General features: G+C 39.5%; 15 protein-coding genes. 8 read left to right on the forward strand and 7 right to left on the reverse strand.

The features are described 5' to 3' along the window. Positions 1–4: 4 nt before the first annotated feature. The 6 genes from K5G00_RS19235 to K5G00_RS19260 form a co-directional block, all read right to left on the reverse strand. Entirely contained in the window at positions 5–3,298 is a 3,294-nt protein-coding gene (locus K5G00_RS19235) for a TonB-dependent receptor (protein ID WP_238767821.1), read from the reverse strand. A gap of 174 nt (positions 3,299–3,472) precedes the next feature. Next, entirely contained in the window at positions 3,473–4,534 is a 1,062-nt protein-coding gene (locus K5G00_RS19240) for a FecR family protein (protein WP_238767822.1), read from the reverse strand. Between the two features lie 146 nt (positions 4,535–4,680). Continuing rightward, positions 4,681–5,277: an RNA polymerase sigma factor gene (locus K5G00_RS19245; RefSeq protein WP_317235556.1), complete on the reverse strand. Its 597-nt coding sequence runs from the start codon at positions 5,275–5,277 to the stop codon at positions 4,681–4,683. Positions 5,278–5,562: 285 nt separating this feature from the next. Beyond that, positions 5,563–7,716 carry a GH92 family glycosyl hydrolase gene (locus K5G00_RS19250; protein ID WP_238767826.1) on the reverse strand — a complete coding sequence of 718 codons (2,154 nt, stop codon included), beginning with the start codon at positions 7,714–7,716 and terminating at the stop codon, positions 5,563–5,565. Between the two features lie 526 nt (positions 7,717–8,242). Next, the gene (locus tag K5G00_RS19255; protein WP_238767828.1) at positions 8,243–9,412 is read right to left on the reverse strand and encodes an alpha/beta hydrolase family protein; all 1,170 of its coding nucleotides are present in this window, start codon (positions 9,410–9,412) and stop codon (positions 8,243–8,245) included. A 59-nt stretch (positions 9,413–9,471) separates the two neighbouring features. Continuing rightward, complete coding sequence (locus tag K5G00_RS19260; protein WP_238767829.1) at positions 9,472–10,797, reverse strand: sugar porter family MFS transporter; 1,326 nt, start codon at positions 10,795–10,797, stop codon at positions 9,472–9,474. A gap of 346 nt (positions 10,798–11,143) precedes the next feature. On the opposite strand from K5G00_RS19260, the gene K5G00_RS19265 reads away from it, so the two are divergent. The 7 genes from K5G00_RS19265 (at position 11,144) to K5G00_RS19295 (ending at position 18,273) form a co-directional block, all read left to right on the forward strand. Further along, positions 11,144–12,454, forward strand: coding sequence for an acetyl-CoA hydrolase/transferase family protein (locus K5G00_RS19265; RefSeq protein ID WP_238767831.1), 1,311 nt, complete (start codon positions 11,144–11,146; stop codon positions 12,452–12,454). Positions 12,455–12,662: 208 nt separating this feature from the next. After that, positions 12,663–13,067, forward strand: a complete 405-nt coding sequence (mce, locus tag K5G00_RS19270; protein ID WP_238767832.1) for a methylmalonyl-CoA epimerase — start codon at positions 12,663–12,665, stop codon at positions 13,065–13,067. A gap of 25 nt (positions 13,068–13,092) precedes the next feature. Then, positions 13,093–14,652, forward strand: a complete 1,560-nt coding sequence (locus K5G00_RS19275; protein ID WP_158871235.1) for an acyl-CoA carboxylase subunit beta — start codon at positions 13,093–13,095, stop codon at positions 14,650–14,652. A gap of 12 nt (positions 14,653–14,664) precedes the next feature. Next, positions 14,665–15,039, forward strand: a complete 375-nt coding sequence (locus K5G00_RS19280; RefSeq protein ID WP_238767833.1) for an OadG family protein — start codon at positions 14,665–14,667, stop codon at positions 15,037–15,039. A 5-nt stretch (positions 15,040–15,044) separates the two neighbouring features. Continuing rightward, positions 15,045–15,470: a biotin/lipoyl-containing protein gene (locus K5G00_RS19285; protein WP_238767834.1), complete on the forward strand. Its 426-nt coding sequence runs from the start codon at positions 15,045–15,047 to the stop codon at positions 15,468–15,470. Positions 15,471–15,488: 18 nt separating this feature from the next. After that, complete coding sequence (locus tag K5G00_RS19290; RefSeq protein WP_238767836.1) at positions 15,489–17,132, forward strand: sodium ion-translocating decarboxylase subunit beta; 1,644 nt, start codon at positions 15,489–15,491, stop codon at positions 17,130–17,132. 115 nt (positions 17,133–17,247) lie between these two features. Further along, a complete protein-coding gene (locus K5G00_RS19295) occupies positions 17,248–18,273 on the forward strand; it encodes a zinc-dependent alcohol dehydrogenase family protein (RefSeq protein ID WP_238767838.1) in 1,026 nt (341 codons plus the stop codon). Between the two features lie 18 nt (positions 18,274–18,291). On the opposite strand, the gene K5G00_RS19300 is transcribed toward K5G00_RS19295, so the two are convergent. Next, entirely contained in the window at positions 18,292–18,804 is a 513-nt protein-coding gene (locus K5G00_RS19300) for an aminoacyl-tRNA deacylase (RefSeq protein WP_238767840.1), read from the reverse strand. A gap of 201 nt (positions 18,805–19,005) precedes the next feature. Between K5G00_RS19300 and K5G00_RS19305 the strand changes: the two genes are divergently transcribed. Continuing rightward, positions 19,006–20,235 (forward strand): alpha/beta hydrolase, encoded by a 1,230-nt coding sequence (locus tag K5G00_RS19305; RefSeq protein ID WP_238767842.1) that lies wholly within the window; start codon positions 19,006–19,008, stop codon positions 20,233–20,235. The last annotated feature ends 26 nt before the right edge of the window (positions 20,236–20,261 follow it).

The raw sequence follows: 20,261 nt of genomic DNA on the forward strand, positions 1-20,261 counted from the left end.
TAAATTAGAAAGTTACGTTTAATCCCAGCGTATAAATTTTAGCCGAAGGATATTCATAATCCCAGTGGTTATATTGGGCAACACCAGCCATTTCCGGATCTAAACCCACATAACTTTCAGCAAAGGTGAGCAGGTTTTGTCCTGCGATATAGGTTCTGACCTTGCATACATTTGCAATTTTGAACGTATATCCCACCGACAAATTTTTCAAACGCAAATAGCTTACATCCTGTAGTAAGAAATCACTCATTATTTGCCATGGAGCAGACCCCCAGAACATAGCCGGAACAGAATTACTGGTTCCTTCACCATGCCATCTGTTATCATACCACCAGTCAAGTGAAGATTGTCCCCACCTGATTACAGGGGTATATTGTTTCTTTCCTACTTCCCCTTGCCAGAACATTGAAAAATCAAAGTTTTTCCATTTCATGTCCAGGTTAAATCCATAATTGTAATCAGGTACCGGGCTTCCCAAATAAGTTCTATCCTCTGATGTTATTTCTCCATCCCCGTCAATATCTTTAAATTTGATTGAACCGGGCACTGCACCGTCCTGAGCAGGAGATGATGCTACGTCGGCTTCTGACTGGAATATACCTTCCATTTTATATCCGTAATAAGAGAACGCAGGGTGTCCGATAGCATGGCGATACTGTCCGTTCCATTCCAACGTTTCTGCAAAATACTCTTCTCCTCCCAAATCGGTAACCTCATTTTTTGATGTACCAATATTAAAACCAATATTGTATGACAATTCTCCGATTCTATCGTTGTAATTCAAAATTAACTCCAGACCTCTTGTTTTCATTTCCAGAGCATTTGTAACGGCCGGTTCCAACCCTACTGTTTGCGGAATAGGAAGCTCAAATAACATATCCTTGGTTTTATGGTTATAAACTTCCGCATTCACCGTCAATTTATTATCAAATAAAACGACATCAACCCCAAGGTTTGTTTTGATTGTTGTCTCCCATTTCAAATCGGAATTGCTCAGTTTTGTTGCACCGGCGCCCGTTGTTCTTGTTTCATCTGTTCCCAATACAAACCAATAATCGCTCAAAGAAAGCAATGATGAATAAGCATAGTTTGTAATTTTATCATTACCGAGTGTTCCCCAGCCTCCGCGTAATTTCAAATCATCAATAATTCCAACATTAAAGAAACTTTCCTCCGACACACGCCATGCTCCGGAGAATGAAGGGAAATAGCCCCATCTGTTGCTGGAACCGAATTTTGAAGACCCGTCAGCTCTGAAATTGGCAGTAAACAAATATTTGTTTTTGTAATTGTAATTGACACGCCCAAGGAATGAAGTAAGGCTTTGTACTGTTTTATTTCCGCCATTTGTCTGATCATTTAACCCGGCACTTAAAACCTGTTGAGATGGACCGTTACTTACAAAATTATTTCGGGCACCAGATAACCAATCACCGCTAATCTCCTGAACAGTCCATCCGACCATTGCATTTAAAGTATGTGCTTCATTAAACGTATTGTTATAATAAGCCAGGACATCCGTATTCCAGTTTACAAGTTCTTCCCTTCTGTCAGAAAGGGATGCAACCGTATTTTCCCAACCGACATATTCAAATACTTCATTAAATTTAAAATCTCTTGTATTAATAAAATCACCTCCGGCACTGGCTTTTATTTTAATTTCATCGTTTAGCTGATACTCTGCATATACGTTCCCCAGTAACCTGTATTGTGAGGTAAAAATATTATCAAGTTCCTGATTTCTTATGGGATGAACCAGGTTTGTACCTTCTCCTGCATGTTTTCCCTGAACAGGCTCTCCATTTTCATCCCAAACAGGAACGGTAGGCGGCATTAAAAAAACAGTTGATGCACCGTCAGCTTTTCCATAAGCATTTGAACGGGTTAAGCTGATACTATTCCCAACCTTCAGTTTATCCGTAACTTTAGCATCAATGTTCGATCTCAGGTTAAATTTTTTGAAACCTGTATTCGGTGCAATACCTTCCTGATCTAAATAAGCCCCTGAAATGAAATAATTTACATGCTCGTTTCCCCCTCTGAAGCTAAGACTGTAATTTTGCTGAGGTGCACCGTCAATAAAGAACTCATCCACCCAGTTTGTTCCTTTCCCGTAAGCGGAAGGACTCTGGTCGAAGAGTACAGGGAGACCGGAATTTGTCCTTGCTTCATTTTGCAATGTAACAAATTGCTCTGCGTTAGTTACCCCTATATCAGTAGCTAATGTCTGCCAGCCATAATAGGAATTAAATTCTATAATACCTTTTCCTTCTTTTCCTCTTTTAGTAGTGACCAGAATAACACCGTTAGCACCGCGAGAACCATAAATAGCAGCCGAGGACGCATCTTTTAATACATCAATACTTTCAATATCACTTGGATTCAATGACTCCATTCCGGCTCCTTCAACAGGAACTCCATCAATAACAATCAACGGATTTGAATTATTGATGGTGGTAATACCACGTATCTTAATATCACTACCGGCGCCGGGTTTTCCGTTTACTGCTGTTACGTTTACCCCTGCAACACGACCTCTCATTACATCTGCAACAGAAGTGGATGGGATGTCGGCCAGTTTATCACTTTTAACCGATGCAACAGCTCCGGTTAAATCGGCTTTACGCTGTGTACCATATCCAATAGCAACCACTTCGCCAATACCAATTGCATCTGTTTCCATTACAATATTTATTGCAGACCGGCCATTTACCGCAATTTCCTGGTTTTTCATCCCAATAAACGAATACAGAATCACTGCATTTTCCGGTAAATTGGAAATTGTGTAGAAACCATCAATATCGGTAACTGTTCCGTTGGTAGTACCTTTAACAAGCACACTCACTCCGGGAAGAGGCTGTTCATCGGTGTCTGTTACCCTTCCTGAAATCGTTAACTGTTGCTGAACGGTTAACTCACTTCCAAAAGCTTCAGGTGTTGTTAACAGAATGAAACGGTCTTTTACCTTGTAATTCACTTCTGTTCCTTCAAATAGTTCATCAAGAACTTCGTCTATTTTCTTGTTTTTAACATCTACCGACACCTCACGTTTTACATCTACAAGCTTTTCGCTGTACATAAAATAGAACTCGCTTTGCGCCTCAATGTTTTGAAGTACCTCCTTTACCGTGCTATTCTTCATATCAAGGTTCAGTACTTTGGTTTGCGAATACGTTTTACTGGCAAAAACACTGACTACAGATACCAGTAATAATAAAAAGGTTAATTTCATCGCTCTCAATAATCTTTGTACCCCAGGAATTTCAGATTCCCAAAGAAAACTGTAAGTTTTTTTCATACTTTTGTATTGTTAAGATTAGAATTTGCCCGGTTCCTTACTACCGGGATAATTTATTTAACTATCAGGGAAGTGTTGGCGCACTTCCTTGTTGCTTATACCATCCTTTGTAACTTTATTTTCGTTTATATCATAGGCTATACTTCTTTTAAATTAGGTTATGGTAAAAATATTTTATCTCCTCTCTATCCGAATTTTTTGTTTTGAGAAGGTTCCGTCTGCTTGTCTCTTTCTTGGTAAAACTTCATATTTTATAGGAGTAGTTTCCGTCATTAAATCAAGAATGAGATAAAGAGGGTCGTTAAAAAAAGTAACGGTATATGATAAATCCTTTACATCATTTGCTACTTCAATTTCAACATTAAACATCCGTCCCAGTTTCTCTGCTACTTTGGTAATGGGTTCATCGTCAAAAATCAGCTTACCATCCTTCCATGCAATATATTTATCAATACTTCCTTCATGAGATGTAACTGTCTCTGAATTCTTGTTATAGGTCATATTCTCACCCGGTTTCATTAGTTTAATCTGTTCAACTTGTTCCCGGCCCACTACTTTCTCAACCGCTACCTTGCCTTTAACCAGGGTAGTTGAAATAAAATCATCATCGGGATATGCATTTATATTAAATTCTGTTCCCAGTACCTTCACCTGTAATTGGCCGGTTTTTACAACAAATGGTTTTTCCTTATTATGAGCCACATCAAAGAAGGCTTCTCCCGACAACACAATTTCTCTGCGCTCTCCGTTAAAATTCCGGGGATACTTTATTTTACTTCCATAATTAAGATTTACCTCCGTTCCGTCGGATAGTTGAACGACTGTCCGTGAACCGATTGGTGCAATAACCTCAAGAGAGTCAACAGCCAGGTCAGCAAACTCTGTTGTCTTAAAATTACCGTTTGACAACAAATAAAACACAACTCCAAGTAAAGGGATAAAAAGAATTGCTGCCGCCCGGCTCAACCATTTTGTAATATTTGAAGAAAAAATCATTTTTACAGGCTTACGGTCTCTGTGTTCCAGGTTTATTTGATGGTGTATTTTATCAAGCAAGGCACTGTACTTTTTTTTATCCTCTTTGCTTAAATCGGGTTCAAACGATTCCCAATGTTCGATACCCCAACTTTTCCCCTCGCTGTTCTGAGCTTCCTCCTGAACCCACACAACAAGTTTTTCAAATTCCTCGTCGGTACAACTATTTTTTAAATATTTTATCAGGATATCTTTGTTCATAATCATTTTAAGTTTTGTACCTCCCTAAATCCGGGAGGTACTTCAACAAACTAAACTAAACTGATGAATCTTAAACTTTAAATTCAATCAGGTGTATAGTATTACGCGCAAACTAAAAACGGTAACTAAATAAAATTGCTTTTTTTTTAACTAAAAAACAGACAAAGAAATAAAACATTGACAGCCAGACTACTATCAATATGAGATTTAAAAAATTTAATAATGGCAACCAGGTGATTATTTACGGTACTTTCTGAAATACCTAATTTTATGGCGATTTCGTGATGTGTTAATCCCTCTTCTCTGCTTAAATTATAAATCTCCTTCTGGCGGGGGGTTAACTGTTCCAGTAACGACTGTACTTTATGTTCAAGCTCTTTAAACTGAATTTCACTGATTACCGGTTCTGCTGTATTAACTTGTTGAATGGACCGTAAATATTCCCTCGATTTTGATTCACTCACCCGTTTACGCAACAGACTCATGGTAGCGTTATATGCAATTGTAAACAGAAAGGATTCAAAAGAGGAATAGATATTAATTTTATCCCTCGATTTCCAAATCTTTATAAAAACTTCCTGGACAATCTCCTCTGCATCTTCTTCCTGCTTCAAATAGGTCAATACAAACTGGTGCAATTTATGACAATACGTATCATAAATAGCATCAAATGCCATCATATCCCCTTCCTTCAAAAGCCTTACAAGTTCTGTATTCGATTTCCCTTTTCCCAAGAATCTCAAAATTGTTCGTGAGCAAAGATATTGATTCGTCCAAAAAAAACAAGATTAGGCAAAATATAGATTCAAAAACTACCAATTATTTAAAAATAAGGGGGCTGGAGTCACACCGCAAATAACATAATGTAATTTTTCATAGAAAAAAAGCTGTAAAAAAAATAGCTGCCGCGCAAAAAAGTTCATACTAATCCGACAAGATATTCCCGTTAATATCGTCTATAATAAAAATTAACAGGAAGATAGTTCAAAAAAAAACTCCTGTCGATTAACAGGAGTCGGTCTAGGTTTTTATTTTACATTTCCCATTTCAAATATCAACGTTCCGCCATTCATCACCTCCTCGTGAGAAATGGACAGTTTGTTGTAGGGTTTGTCGTTTAATTCTACAGATTTCACATATATATTTTCGTCTGAGAAATTCTTTGCTTCCACTGTAAAAGTTTTCCCGTTGGGTAAATTCACAACAGCTTTGGGTAATTGAGGAGCACCCAAAATATATTCTCCTCCACAAGGATTTAAAGGATAAAAACCGAGATTCGTAAAAATATACCAGGCCGACATCTGACCGCAGTCGTCGTTGCCACACAGTCCGTCAATTTTATTGATGTATTTTGTTTTTACGATTTCATTCAGCAATTCTTGTGTACGCCACGGTTTTCCTGCCAATGTGTATAAATATGCCACATGATGACTGGGTTCGTTTCCATGTGCATATTGCCCGATTAAACCGGTAACATCCAAAACAAAACCGGTTCCTTCACTCGATTCTTCCATCTCAAAGAGAGAATCCAGCTTTGTTGTAAAATTTTCTTTTCCTCCTAACAAATCAATTAAACCGTCAACATCGTGTTGCACATGCCAGGTGTATTGCCATGCATTTCCTTCGGTATAATCGCCACCCGAGGTTCCGGCATGCGACAATGAAAAACTGTTAAAGGGTGTGCGCCAGTTCCCATCAGAATTTTTTCCTCTTGCGAGTTTTGTTTCCGGATCAATAAGATTTTTCCAGTAATTTGAACGTTCTAAAAAAAACATATAATCATCTTCTTTTCCCAGGACTTTGGCAAACTGAGCGGCGCAATAATCGTCGTAAGCCGACTCCATTGTGCGTGAAACCGATTCTTCCTTAACCACATCAAATGGATAATAGCCATATTTATCGTACACTGCCCATGAAGATTTTTGATGATCGCTTGTTAATGAAGTTTTTACCGCTTCGAACGCACGTTCTGCATCAAAACCTTTAAATCCTTTCAGATACGCATCAACAATTACGGGCACAGCGTGATTTCCAATCATACAGAATGTTTCCTTTCCCCAAAGTGCCCAGATGGGTAAAAATCCCTGGTTATCGTATTGATGCAACATGGAATGCACAAAATCATCTACTTTCCCGGGAGCCAAAATCGTATACAAAGGATGTGCTGCACGATAGGTATCCCACAACGAAAGTGTGGAATAAAACGGGGCCTGATCAACGTCGGCAATGTTATTGGGCTGAATAAACAAACGATACATCGACGTATAAAACATTGTTTTTTTATCGTTGTCGCCCTGAACATCTACTCTGGCCAGCAACTCGTTCCAGCTTTGTTTCGCTTTTTCTACCGTAGTCTCAAAATTCCAGTCGCTTTTTTCTTTTGCCAGATTTGCTTTTGCTCCTTCCACTCCGGTTGACGACAAAGCCACTTTTATCATCAGTTCCTCATCTGAACCTAAATCAAACTCAAGCACATAACGAGGTGCTTTTTCATTTTCAGAGCGATTGGGAAGCAACTCCTTTTTTATGATTGGTTTATTGAATTCAATAACATAGTAATAAGTACGGTTTAACCACACGCTGGTATTGGAGTAACCCGTAATCATTTTATCTCCTTCGAAATTTACTTCTGCGTCCTGCACATGTGCATGCAATTGATTCTGACTTGAACACTGCGAACTCTGGAAGTCGACAAGCAGGTTGGTTGTCTTACCTTCAGGATATTTGTAGCGATGCAGTGCCACATGCGGAGTAGCGGTCATTTCAGCATCAATATCAAAATCGGTTAACTGAACAGCATAATATCCGGGGCTGGCAGTTTCTGTTTTTTTGTTGATGGTACTTTTAAATACCTCCGGTTTTTCTCCGCTAAACGGCAAGATCAACAAGTCACCCAAATCGGGGCAACCGGTTCCGTTCAGCCGGTCTTGTGTAAATCCGTTAATTGTTGAATCGGTCGACTGGTAACCACTGCAATATTCCCATCCGCCGTTTCCGGTTTCAGAACCAACCTGAATTAATCCGAAAGGCACACAGGCCCCCGGAAAACAGTGCCCGTACTCGGCAGCGCCGATAAAGGGATCGACATATTTTGTGTAATCAGGTTCCGGAACTGAAGTTTGCTGCGAACAGGAAACAAAAAATAAAAACGACAGGAGAATAACAACGGCTAATTTCATCATGTAAAGGTTATAATTTGATTTTTGTAATTTTTGGCAAAAGGACACCTCCTTTTTTGCGTTGTGAAAATAGCAATAATTGGCACACCGGTATGCTCCACTCCTCTTTTAAACGCAAAGTTTAAACGTAAATTGAAATTTCCATTCAGATACCTATAAGTACTTACGACTTCCCTGTTTGGTTGGATCTCTTTTCAATTTTACATCAAACCACAACTAACGCCATCCCAGAATGTAACTTTCATTGTTGGATCTCTTTTCAATTTTATATCTTATCACAATAAGGCTATATGCCGAAGGAAAAAATTCCTATACTCCCGCCTCGGTGGGAGTTTTTATTTGTAGGGAAGCCTCCTTCGGCCCCTCCAAAGGAGGGGTGCAAAAAGAGGACATATCCGGCAGTTTAGCAAATAACATGAAAAAACATAAAAGAATAAACATCCAACAGAGAGGTTAAGAATACAAAATTCTGCGACCTTTGAGCGTCCGGAAGACCTCAAAGTGTCTGAATAATGCCTCTCCTTAAACGCTACCAAACCACCTCATCGTTTGTGCGCACGGCATAGTCGGGAAGCGGATTGGAGGTGGTAAATATTTTTAATGTTTCGTACGGTTCAATTACATTTCCCTCTTCACTTATTTCCCCCTTATCGTCGAGAACCGCATTTAGGTTAAGGTTTAAATATTTTGCTAAAAAGGGATAAACGGCTTTACGTTTTGAGAACTGGTAACCATGTCCTTCATCCGGAAAATGAACATTCTCTACCCGTTCTTTAACGCCCATCAGTTTATATATGTATTGAATATGCGGAAACTCAACTTTGGGTGTATTTAATGTCCAGTCGCCTCCATCGGATACGAGTAATAAAGGCCGCGGGGCAGTTAATGCAGCTATTTCCACATTGTTGGTCTGGTGATGGTCGCTTTTGTGCACAGGCATTCCGCTTTCGCACACACAACCTCCAAAAAAATGCGCTGACACCTGAACCACTGGCGCCGAAACTTTTACACGCTTATCAATGGCTGTTAACATAAATGTTTGGGTGCCTCCGCCGGAAGCGCCTGTCACCGCAATTCGTTCGGGGTCGATATTATCCAGCGACAATAAAAAATCGAGCGCACGAATGCTGTTCCATATTTGTTGTTTTAATGCTTTGGAGTGATTGTGTTCCCAACCATAGGCAGCCATTTCTCCATAACCAACCATATCGTAAACAAAAACAACAGCGCCCATTTTTGCAAAAGAAATACAGCGGTTTTGAATATCGGAGCTAACCCGCGCCGACTGCATCCGATCGCCAAAATGTCCGTGCGGAGAAAGAATACCCGCTGTTTTTCCATCCATTTTCTCCGGAAGATATAAACTACCGGTTACAAAAACACCGGGCAAACTTTCAATAGCGACATTCCGAACCGTATATCCATCGTATTTTCTTTCTTTTGAATACCGGGGTTTCAGGGGTGTTTTCTCCGGTAAAGGGCTCAAATCTGCTCCTTCCAGAATTCCCTGACGGATTACCTCAGCCCGTTTTAACCACTCTTCTTTTGTAGTGTACTGCCTTTTTAACTGGTCAATAAACGTTTGGGCTTCCGGCTGGGTAAAATAATGCCCCATACAAAGGTTTAACTCTTCTGCCTGCTGTGCCTGTACGACAATAAATCCAACAATAAATACAGTAAATAAAATATATCTTTTCATAATTATTGTTTTAACTAAAAATTTATACTCATTTGAAACAAATGCATTAATAAACAAATCTATTTTTTTAATATCAATTTTTCTATTTCCTCCAGCGATTTACCTTTGGTTTCAATTAATGCAAAGCGGTAAAACAGAAGGCTCAACAATGTCGCAACAGTAAAGAAAACAAATACGTAGCCAACTCCAATCATGGAAGAAACAACCGGAAACGCCAAGGCAATTGCAAAGTTAAATATCCAGTGAGAAAATGAGCCCATTGCAGTTCCTTTTGCACGGACACTGTTTGGAAACATTTCTGAAAGAATAACCCAGATAACCGCTCCCTGCGAAAAAGCAAAAAAGGCAATGTATCCGATTAACAATGATAAGAGAATAAATCCCGATTTGGTATCGGTTATAAACGCCCAGCTGAACAAACCCAGAAAAACTGACATTCCCGAAGCTCCGACATAAAGCAAAAATTTACGTCCGAAGCGATCGATAATTGACATGGCAATAATGGTAAATATCAAATTGGTCAAACCAATCAACACAGACTGGAACAAAGCTGCTTCGCCTGAAAAACCTGCCTGCCGAAAAATATCGGTTGAATAATACATAATCACATTGATTCCTGCCAGCTGGTTAAACATCCCTACAGCAATACCAATTATTGCAAGCCGTAAATAAGGCTTTTTCATTAGCGATACTCTTTTATTTACGGCCTCTTCTTTTAGGGAATCTTTTATGGAAGCCATAAGTAAATCTGCATCTTCTTCCGGATTCACCCGTCTGATCACTTCACGGGCCTCATCGTTTTTCCCGATTTTCACCAGCCAACGGGGGCTGCGTGAAATAAAAAACAACAGCACCCACAACACTGCTGACGGAACCACCCCGGCCAAAAACATCCAGCGCCAGCTTCCATGCAGCAAACTGTCAATCATATAGTCGGAAAAAAAAGCAACCAAAATACCGGTAACTATAGCCAGCTGATTGGTTGCAACGAGCTTCCCGCGAATTTTCGGAGGAGAAACTTCAGAAATATACATGGGTGTAAGCACCGACGCACCTCCAACGGCAATACCACCTAAAAAACGGGCAATCACAAACACCCAGATATTTGCGGCCAAACCAGCTCCCAGCATCGAAAATAAAAAAAGCGCGGCCATTATTTTTAACATATAACGCCTGCCATATTTATCTCCGGGTTTCCCGATAAACAGGGCACCAATCACACATCCGGCCAAAGCAGTACTTACTACAAGACCTTTCATAAACTCTGTTAGCTGGAAATGTTCTGCAACATAAAAGATGGCTCCGTTGATAACAGCGGTTTCAAAACCAAACATCAGCCCCCCAAGGGCTGCTACAAAAGTTACAAAATACAGGTATCTCCTCATGATTATTTTATCGGTTTAATTCAGCTTGTTAAAGATAGTATTTCATTTATATAAATCCTCGGGGTGTTTGTCTGATATTGTACCACAATGTATTACACCACATTTCACCCACCTGATTTCCACATCCTGAGATCAAAAAAAATCGCAAAAAAAATACTGTTCGAAAATTTACCATGAACAAAATGACGTCTTTAACTATTTACTTTATGGCAAAAAGTGTAAAGTTAACAAATACTTTACAAAAGCTTTTGAACAAGTATTTCTGATATTCGAAAGTTAAAAAAGCAGATTGTTTTTTTATATTTGCGCCCTTAATTCGAAAACCTGATTTTATAGTCCGGAAACCATGAAAAATATAAAATTTATAACGCCACAAGAGGCAGTAAAAGTAGTAAAATCAAACGATCGTGTGCACATGCACAGTGTTGCTGTTACACCACATCCACTGATTAAAGCACTGTGCGAAAGAGGAAGAAATAAAGAGTTCAGAAATGTAAGAATCCAGCATATCCATACGGAGGGAGAAGTTGATTATGCAAATCCTGAATTCGAGGGAATCTTTCAGTTGGAATCGTTTTTTGTGGCTCACAACGTAAGAAAACAAACTCAGGCAGGTTACGCTGATTATATTCCTGTTTTTCTTCAGGAAACACAACGTTTAATCCGCGAAGGTTATTTAAAAGTAAATGTAGCCATGATTCAGGTTTCTGTTCCTGACAAGTTTGGTTATGTTTCTCTCGGAACATCGGTTGATGCTACTCTGGCGGCGGTTGAAAAAGCTGATACAGTGATTGCAATTGTAAACCCGAATGTACCGCGTGCATTTGGTGATGCAATGATTCATATTAATGAAATTGACCTTTTCTGCGAAGACGACAGCGAATTGGTTACTGCCGAACCCGGCCCAATTAGTGATACAGACCGCAAAATTGGCGGTTACGTTGCAGAATTGGTTGAAGACGGCGCTACCCTGCAAATGGGAATCGGAGCCATTCCAAATGCTGTTTTAACAATGCTTGGAAACCATAAAGATCTTGGAGTTCACTCTGAAATGTTTGCCGATGGTATTCTGCCTCTCGTTGACAAAGGCGTGGTTAACGGAAAAAACAAAAAAATTGACAAAGGTAAAATGGTAGCTACCTTCCTGATGGGATCAAAAAAATTGTATGATTTTGTTGACGACAATCCGGGAGTTTTGATGAATGATGTTCGTTACAGCAACCGTGTTAATGTGATTGCCAAAAACCCAAAAGTAACCGCAATTAACTCAGCATTACAAATTGATATTACCGGACAGGTTTGTGCCGACTCTATCGGAACAAAATTCTATTCAGGTGTTGGCGGACAAATTGACTTTCTTCGGGGAGCTTCATTAAGCAGAGGTGGAAAACCTATCATTGCCATGCCGTCAGTTACCAATAAAGGCATTAGCAAAATAGCACCAATTCTTACACCCGGTGCAGGTGTTGTAAGTACACGCGCAAACATTCACTGGCTGGTTACGGAATATGGTGCAGTCAATTTATATGGAAGAACATTGCAGGACCGCGCAAAACTGATTATATCCATAGCCCATCCTGAACACCAGGAAGAATTGGATAAAGCGGCATTTGAACGGTTTGGGCCTCATTTCCATTTTATTTGGGACGAACAGTAAAAAATTAGGATAACAAGGCAGACTGGGTTCTGCCTTTTTTTTGTTTCAAACATTTATTGAGGCTATCAAAATGTCAATATTAATTAATTCTGAAATTCATATTCAAAAATGAAATGTTTTTTCGTTTTGAACTTAAGGAATAAACAGAAAAGTAACTTTGCAGCTTTAAAATTCTGACAATAAACACTTTAAAATAATTCTAAATAAGATGAACATATCGCATATTGAACACATTGGAATTGCAGTAAACAGTTTAGAGGAGGCAATTCCGTTTTATGAGGAAAAATTAGGTCTGAAATGCTATTCTGTTGAAGAAGTTGCAGACCAAAAAGTAAAAACAGCTTTTTTTATGGTTGGTCAAACCAAAATCGAATTACTTGAATCAACAGATCCGGAAGGACCAATCGGAAAATTCATTGAGAAAAAAGGTCAGGGGATTCATCATCTTGCATTTGCAGTCGACGACGTAAATCAATCGTTAGCTGAACTGGAAGAAAAAGAAGTCCGGCTAATCGATAAATCGGCCAGAAAAGGAGCAGAAGGACTGAATATCGGTTTTCTTCATCCAAAGTCAACAATGGGTGTGCTTACCGAAATTTGCGGAAAAGAATAAGTTAATATAACAACCGATTTTATATATGAGTACCCAGGATAAAATAAAAAAATTAATTGATTTACGTGCTGAGGCTAAGCTTGGTGGAGGAATCAATCGTATTGAATCGCAACACAGAAAAGGTAAATTTACCGCCCGTGAAAGGATTGAGTTGTTGCTTGATGAAGGAAGTTTTGAGGAGTTTGACATGTTTGTTACACATCGTTGTACAAACTTTGGTTTGGAAAAAACAAAATTTTTAGGAGACGGTGTAGTAACCGGACACGGAACCATCGACGGAAGAGTGGTTTATGTTTTCTCGCAGGATTTTACCGTGTTCGGAGGTTCTCTTTCTGAAACCTTTGCGCAAAAAATTTGCAAAGTGATGGACATGGCAATGAAAGCCGGAGCGCCAGTAATTGGTATTAATGACTCAGGTGGTGCGCGTATTCAGGAAGGTGTTACATCGCTGGCCGGCTATGCCGAAATCTTTGAGCGTAATATCCTGGCCTCAGGAGTTATTCCGCAAATCTCTGCCATTTTTGGCCCCTGTGCAGGCGGTGCTGTATACTCCCCCGCCCTTACCGACTTTATAATGATGACCGAGCAAAATTCCTACATGTTTGTTACCGGTCCTAAAGTTGTAAAAACCGTTACCGGTGAAAATATCAGCGTTGAAGATTTGGGAGGTGGAAAAATCCACGCGTCAAAATCAGGCGTCGCCCAGTTTTTGGTTGAAAATGAAAAAGAGGGACTGATGATCCTTCGGAAACTGATAAGTTATCTTCCTCAGAATAATTTGGAAGATCCTGTAGTTACGGAGTGCAACGATCCTATTGATCGGTTGGACGACTTATTAAACGAAATTATTCCGGAAAATCCCAATCAGCCATATGATGTAACAGATGTTATTCATACCATTGTTGATTATTCCGAGTTTCTGGAAATTCACAGAAATTATGCACGAAATATCGTTGTCGGATTTGCAAAATTTGACGGTCAGCCGGTAGGTATTGTTGCCAACCAGCCGAATTACCTTGCAGGAGTACTCGATATTGAAGCATCAAGAAAAGCAGCCCGTTTTGTTCGTTTCTGCGATAGTTTTAATATCCCGATTATTACGCTGGTTGATGTTCCGGGATTTTTGCCGGGAAGTAAACAGGAATATGGCGGTATTATTACACACGGTGCAAAACTAATGTTTGCCTACGGTGAAGCTACGGTTCCGAAAATAACGGTAACCTTGCGTAAATCGTATGGTGGGGCACACGATGTAATGTCGTGTAAACAATTACGTGGCGACCTGAATTATGCATGGCCAACAGCCGAAATTGCAGTGATGGGAGCTTCCGGTGCCGTTGAAGTATTACACGGTAGAAAATTAAAAGACATTGAAGACCCGGAAGAAAGAGCAAAATTTATTGCAAAACACGAAGAGGAATATACAGAAAAATTTGCCAACCCTTATCAGGCTGCTTCTTTTGGTTATATCGACGATGTGATTGAGCCAAGAAATACACGTTTCAGAATTATTCGCGGATTACAAAGTTTGGCAACAAAAAAACTGATAAATCCACCGAAAAAGCATTCAAATATTCCACTTTAAAACTGAAAAACCATGAATCTTTTATTTACACTATTGGCTAGTTCGGTAGAATTCGGTTACACAGTTACGATAGTTGGATTTTCAATTGTATTTTTTGCACTGACACTTTTGGTGGTCGTGTTTCTTCGCCTGCCTAAAATTGTGAATATTAATCTGAAAAAGATGTTTCGCAAAAAAGGAGAAGAAGAAGCTCATAAAGAGGAGAAAGAAGACGATTATATTGTGGAAGGAAATGTTACTGCAGCAATCAGCATGGCGCTTCATTTGTATTTCGACGAAATGCATGATGAAGAGAGTAACATTGTAACCATAAAAAGAGTTAGAAAAGCATATTCTCCCTGGAGTTCAAAAATTTACAGTGTAACACAAAATTGGCCAAAACAATAAACAACATGAAAAAATATAAATTCATAATCAGAGGTAACGATTACGATGTTCACATAAGGGATATTGAAGAAGATATTGCCGAGGTGGATGTAAACGGTACCATTTACGAGGTAAAAATCAAAGGAGAAGTCAGAACTTCAAAAACACCTAAATTAATCCGTAAACCGGTTGAGCAACTTCCGGGCGAAGGACAAATTAAAAAGAAAGAAACAACAGGAAAACATACCATTGGAGCACCACTGCCAGGTACTATATTAAAAATTAATGTATCAGTAGGCGATGTTGTAACAGAAGGACAAACCCTGATGATTATGGAAGCCATGAAAATGGAAAACCAGGTACAGACGGATAAAGGTGGAGAAATTCTTTCTATTAAAGTAAACGTGGGTGATACCGTGTTGCAGGATGATGTTTTAATTGAGATTGGATAACCTTACGATTGCTTTAACATGAAAAAAATACTTCAATTACTCCTACTTTTATTTCTTTGTTCGCCTGCTGTTTTTGGCGGTGAACAATCTAAAGATATCAGTAATGTTCTTACGAAAGGAAAATGGGTAAACTACAGTGATGGTTATGTTCCAAATCCAACTTACCACATTGAAGACGGTGACGACGAAAATGTAACAACAAAAAGACGATTTAAAACCTATGGTTTTGAAGAAGACAAAACGTTTATTCTTGACTCGGCGAAAGTTCGTTACACTGGTCGCTACAGCTTTGAAGACGGAAAAGTGCATCTAAGCTTTAACCCGGTAAAAGTTACCCATCTTCATAAAAATACCGACCCCAACAACCAGGGCGGATATGTTACCAAAGATGAAATTGTTACTTTACCCGACCGTGTTTTATCTCTTGATAACAACGGACACCTGACTGGTGATGGTTTAGTGTACAAAAATTACAGCGGAGCTGTTTCCGGTTTATTTAATTTTTATGAATTCTCAGGATTTGCAAACGTTTCCTGGCGTCACCTGGTAATGATGCTCGTTGGATTCGTTTTTATCTTCCTGGCCATTCGATATGATTTTGAACCTTTGCTTCTGATACCGATTGGTTTTGGAATTTTGATTGGTAATATTCCAATGTTTCAGGTTACTGATTTTAACCTGAAACTGGGTATATATGAACCGGGATCAGTACTTAACATCCTCTACCAGGGAGTTGTGCAGGGTTGGTACCCGCCACTTATTTTCCTGGGTATTGGTGCCATGACAGACTTTTCGTCACTGATTTCCAATCCAAAACTAATGTTACTTGGCGCAGCGGCACAAATCGGTATTTTTCTTACCTTTTTGGGAGCGCTCTATTTGGGCTTTGCGCCACCGGAAGCAGGTGCTATCGGAATTATTGGAGGTGCCGACGGGCCAACAGCTATTTTTATTTCTTCGAAACTGGCCAACGGACTTAATGTTCTGGCCGACGGCACTACGGTGAAAAACCTTATCGGACCAATTGCGATTGCCGCATATTCCTATATGGCTCTGGTCCCTGTTATTCAGCCTCCTGTTATTCGTTTAATGACAAGCAAACGGGAGAGAAAAATAAAAATGAAGCCTCCGCGTGCGGTTTCAAAGCTGGAAAAAATTCTCTTTCCAATTGTTGGATTGATTTTAACTGCGTACATCGCTCCGTCTGCACTTCCGTTGCTCGGAATGCTTTTCTTTGGTAATTTGCTAAAAGAATCGGGGGTAACCAAACGATTGGCCAACACTGCAAGCAATACCTTAATTGATATTATCACCATTTTACTAGGGATTACAGTTGGTGCTTCAACACAAGCTGATGTTTTCCTTACTCCTTCATCTATTAAGATTTTTGCACTGGGAGCAGCCTCATTTGTTGTTGCTACAGCAGGGGGTGTTGCAGGCGCAAAAATTATGAATCTTTTTATGAAAAAGGAAAACAAAATAAATCCAATGATTGGTGCAGCCGGTGTTTCTGCTGTCCCCGACAGTGCAAGGGTTGTACAAACGATGGGATTAAAAGAAGACCCAACCAATCACTTGCTTATGCATGCCATGGCTCCAAACGTTTCCGGTGTGATCGGTTCGGCTGTAGGTGCAGGTATTTTGCTGAGCTTTTTGATGTAAAAAGACGTACTTTGATATATTCTAAAAACCTTCGGGGCATTTGTGCTTTGAGGGTTTTTTCTTTTACAGCCCCACCTTTTTGTTTTTTCTGAAAACATCCCCTAATTTTACTCCTATGAAAGCCTGGGTAATTAACAAAATTTCGGACCTGACCAAAGAAGATAAACCGTTACAACTTGAAGAGCTTCCCAAACCGGTAGTAAAAACCGGAGAATTATTAATCCGTATTCGGACTTGCGGCGTTTGCCACACCGAGATTGATGAAATTGAAGGCCGCACTCCTCCGCCAAAATATCCGGTAATTCCGGGGCATCAGGTCATCGGAACCGTTGAAGAATCAGAAAGCAAAAAAACAACTTTCAATGTTGGAGATCGGGTTGGAGTAGCATGGATTTTCTCAGCTTGTGGAACGTGTGAATACTGCCTGTCGGGGCAAGAAAATTTGTGTCCCGATTTTCAGGCCACAGGACGGGATACAAACGGAGGATATGCTGAATATATGGTTGTGCCTGAAAAATATGTCTATCCGATTCCTGAGATTTTTTCTGATGCTGAAGCCGCTCCCCTGCTTTGCGCCGGGGCAATCGGTTATCGCTCGGTTGCCTTGTGCAACTTAAAAAACGGCGGACCAATCGGATTAACAGGTTTTGGGGCATCTGCTCACCTTGTATTAAAACTTTTAAAATACCGTTATCCTAAAACAGCGGTTTATGTTTTTGCCCGGAACTCAAAGGAAAGAGAATTTGCTCTTGAACTTGGTGCTAAATGGGCGGGTAACTCAACAGAGAGACCTCCTGAATTATTGAATAGTATTATTGATACAACACCTGTTTGGAAAACAGCAATTTCTGCTTTGGAGTTTCTAAAACCAGGTGGAAGGTTGGTTATTAACGCCATCAGAAAAGAATCGACAGACCAGGATTTTTTATCAAAACTGGACTATCAGCGTCACTTGTGGATGGAAAAAGAGATAAAAAGTGTAGCCAACGTGACCAGCTACGATGTAAAGGAGTTTATCAAAATCGCCGCTGAAATGCCTTTCAAACCTCACGTAGAGATTTATCCGTTTGAGCAGGCAAACAAAGCAATTATGGATATAAAAAATCGAAAAATAAGAGGGGCTAAAGTTTTACAACTATAGTTAAAACCAAAGAAACAGCTAATAGTCAAGTTCCCATCTCTCACTGGGATCTCCGGGAATGGAAACCGTTTTCCATGAAAATTTAAATACTCTTGGCTGAACCAGTCGCTCAAAATCTTTATACTCCAATTTTATCATTTCGGTATGTATACCTGCATTAAATGCGATCATTTTGTCCTCAGCCAGTGTTTCCGAAACATATACTTCCAAATCATACAAATTTCCAAACGGTGGCATAGCTCCCAATTCACAGTCAGGGAAAAAATATTTAAACTCAGCTTCACTCGCCAGTGAAACCTTTCGGGTTCCAAAAATCTCCTGTAAAAGATTAAAATCTACCTGAAAGGAAGCAGGTAAAACCGCCATTGCCATTTTTCCTTCAATTTTAATCATCACCGTTTTAGCAAATTCTTTTCCTGAAACATGTGTCGACGCAGCAATCTCCTGTGCAGTAAAAGCACTTGAATGTTTTATTACCACATATTTTATGTCGTTCTCATCAAGAAAAGCTTTTAGTTTTTTTGCTGGCATTTCAAAAGGTTTTAAATACATAAAGAATCACTGATAAATACTGACTTAACAGCTCAAAAGAATCGTGTTACATTTCTATTGTACCGGGTAGTTAAAAAAAAGTTTCAAAATGGGTTATATGTTTATTCCCTGCATGTCTCTGCTTTACAAGATCAAATGTTACTTTTGAATTATTGTTACAGTAAACTAAAACAATAAAAAATGAATCTAAAACCTGTTTTCCTAAGCTTTCTTATTATTATGATTGGTTCAGCAGTTATTAATGCACAAAAGACTTACCAGATAGTTGTTGATGAAACAAAAAACGGAAGTATCGAAATTGAGCCTAAAATTCCTTCTGACGGGAAACTACCGGAAGGAACTATTCTTAAAATCAGGGCAACACCGGATGAAGGCTATGTTCTGGATGCCGGTTACTATTCTGTAAAAGGCATGTGGGGAGCGATGTATCACGAAACTATGGCATCGCCTTTTGAAGTGCTTATCAATCAGGATAAACATGTTGGAGCTTCTTTTATAAAGGCATCTGAAGTAAATCACATAAATGTCATTCAAAATGTAGTATATGCAAAACCGGGTGTTAAAACATTAAAATATGATGTTTACTCGCCCAAAGAAGCCAAAAACCTTCCCTGTATCGTAATAATCCATGGTGGCGGTTGGGCGTCAAACAATGAAGATATTATGCGTGGAATGGCCCGTGAACTAACAAAAGGAGGACAATATGTAGTATTCAGTATTGATTACCGCTGGCAGGGCAAGCTGGATGGTGACGACGAAGGAAATACAATGGCTGACATTATTGAAGATGTTTTTGGTGCCATTACCCACATTATGGAACATGCCAAAGAATATGGCGGTGATCCGACCAGAATAGCGGTAACCGGCGACAGTGCAGGCGGGCATCTTTCAGCTGTGGCCGGTACAATGCCAAACAAAATCGGAGACGGTGGATTTGGGAAAACACCGGGCGTATTTGAATTTATGCCTTCCTACCTTCCCAAAAACAAAACTCCTGAACAAGTAAGAAATGAAATGATGAAAGCCATTCAGGCTGCAGCTCCGAGCTACGGTGTTTTTGGTAGCGACCTTTTAAACCATTATTCAGGAGATCCCAAAGCGGATGAAACCTGGAAAGAAGGAATTGCCCCTCTCATTAATATTCCAAATGCTTCTGAAAGGGAAATTCCACACTATTTAAGCCGTGGTACCAAAGACATGTTAATAAAAGACGAAGCTGTTAAAGTTTATGTTGATGCATTAGTTCAAGCGGGGCAACGAGTGCAGTATGTACAGGCAGGCGGTGCCGGTCATGCATTTTTTGACTGGAAACCGGATGAAAGGACAAAAGATACTTTCAAAAAATACGGGGTATATTACTGTGCAGAAATGAAGGCATTTTTCAATTCTGTTTTTTACTCCGAAGATTAACGAAACGATGAACTAATTTTAAAAGG

It is taken from the genome of Maribellus maritimus, from assembly GCF_022267315.1.
Taxonomy (GTDB): Bacteria; Bacteroidota; Bacteroidia; order Bacteroidales; family Prolixibacteraceae; genus Draconibacterium; species Draconibacterium maritimum.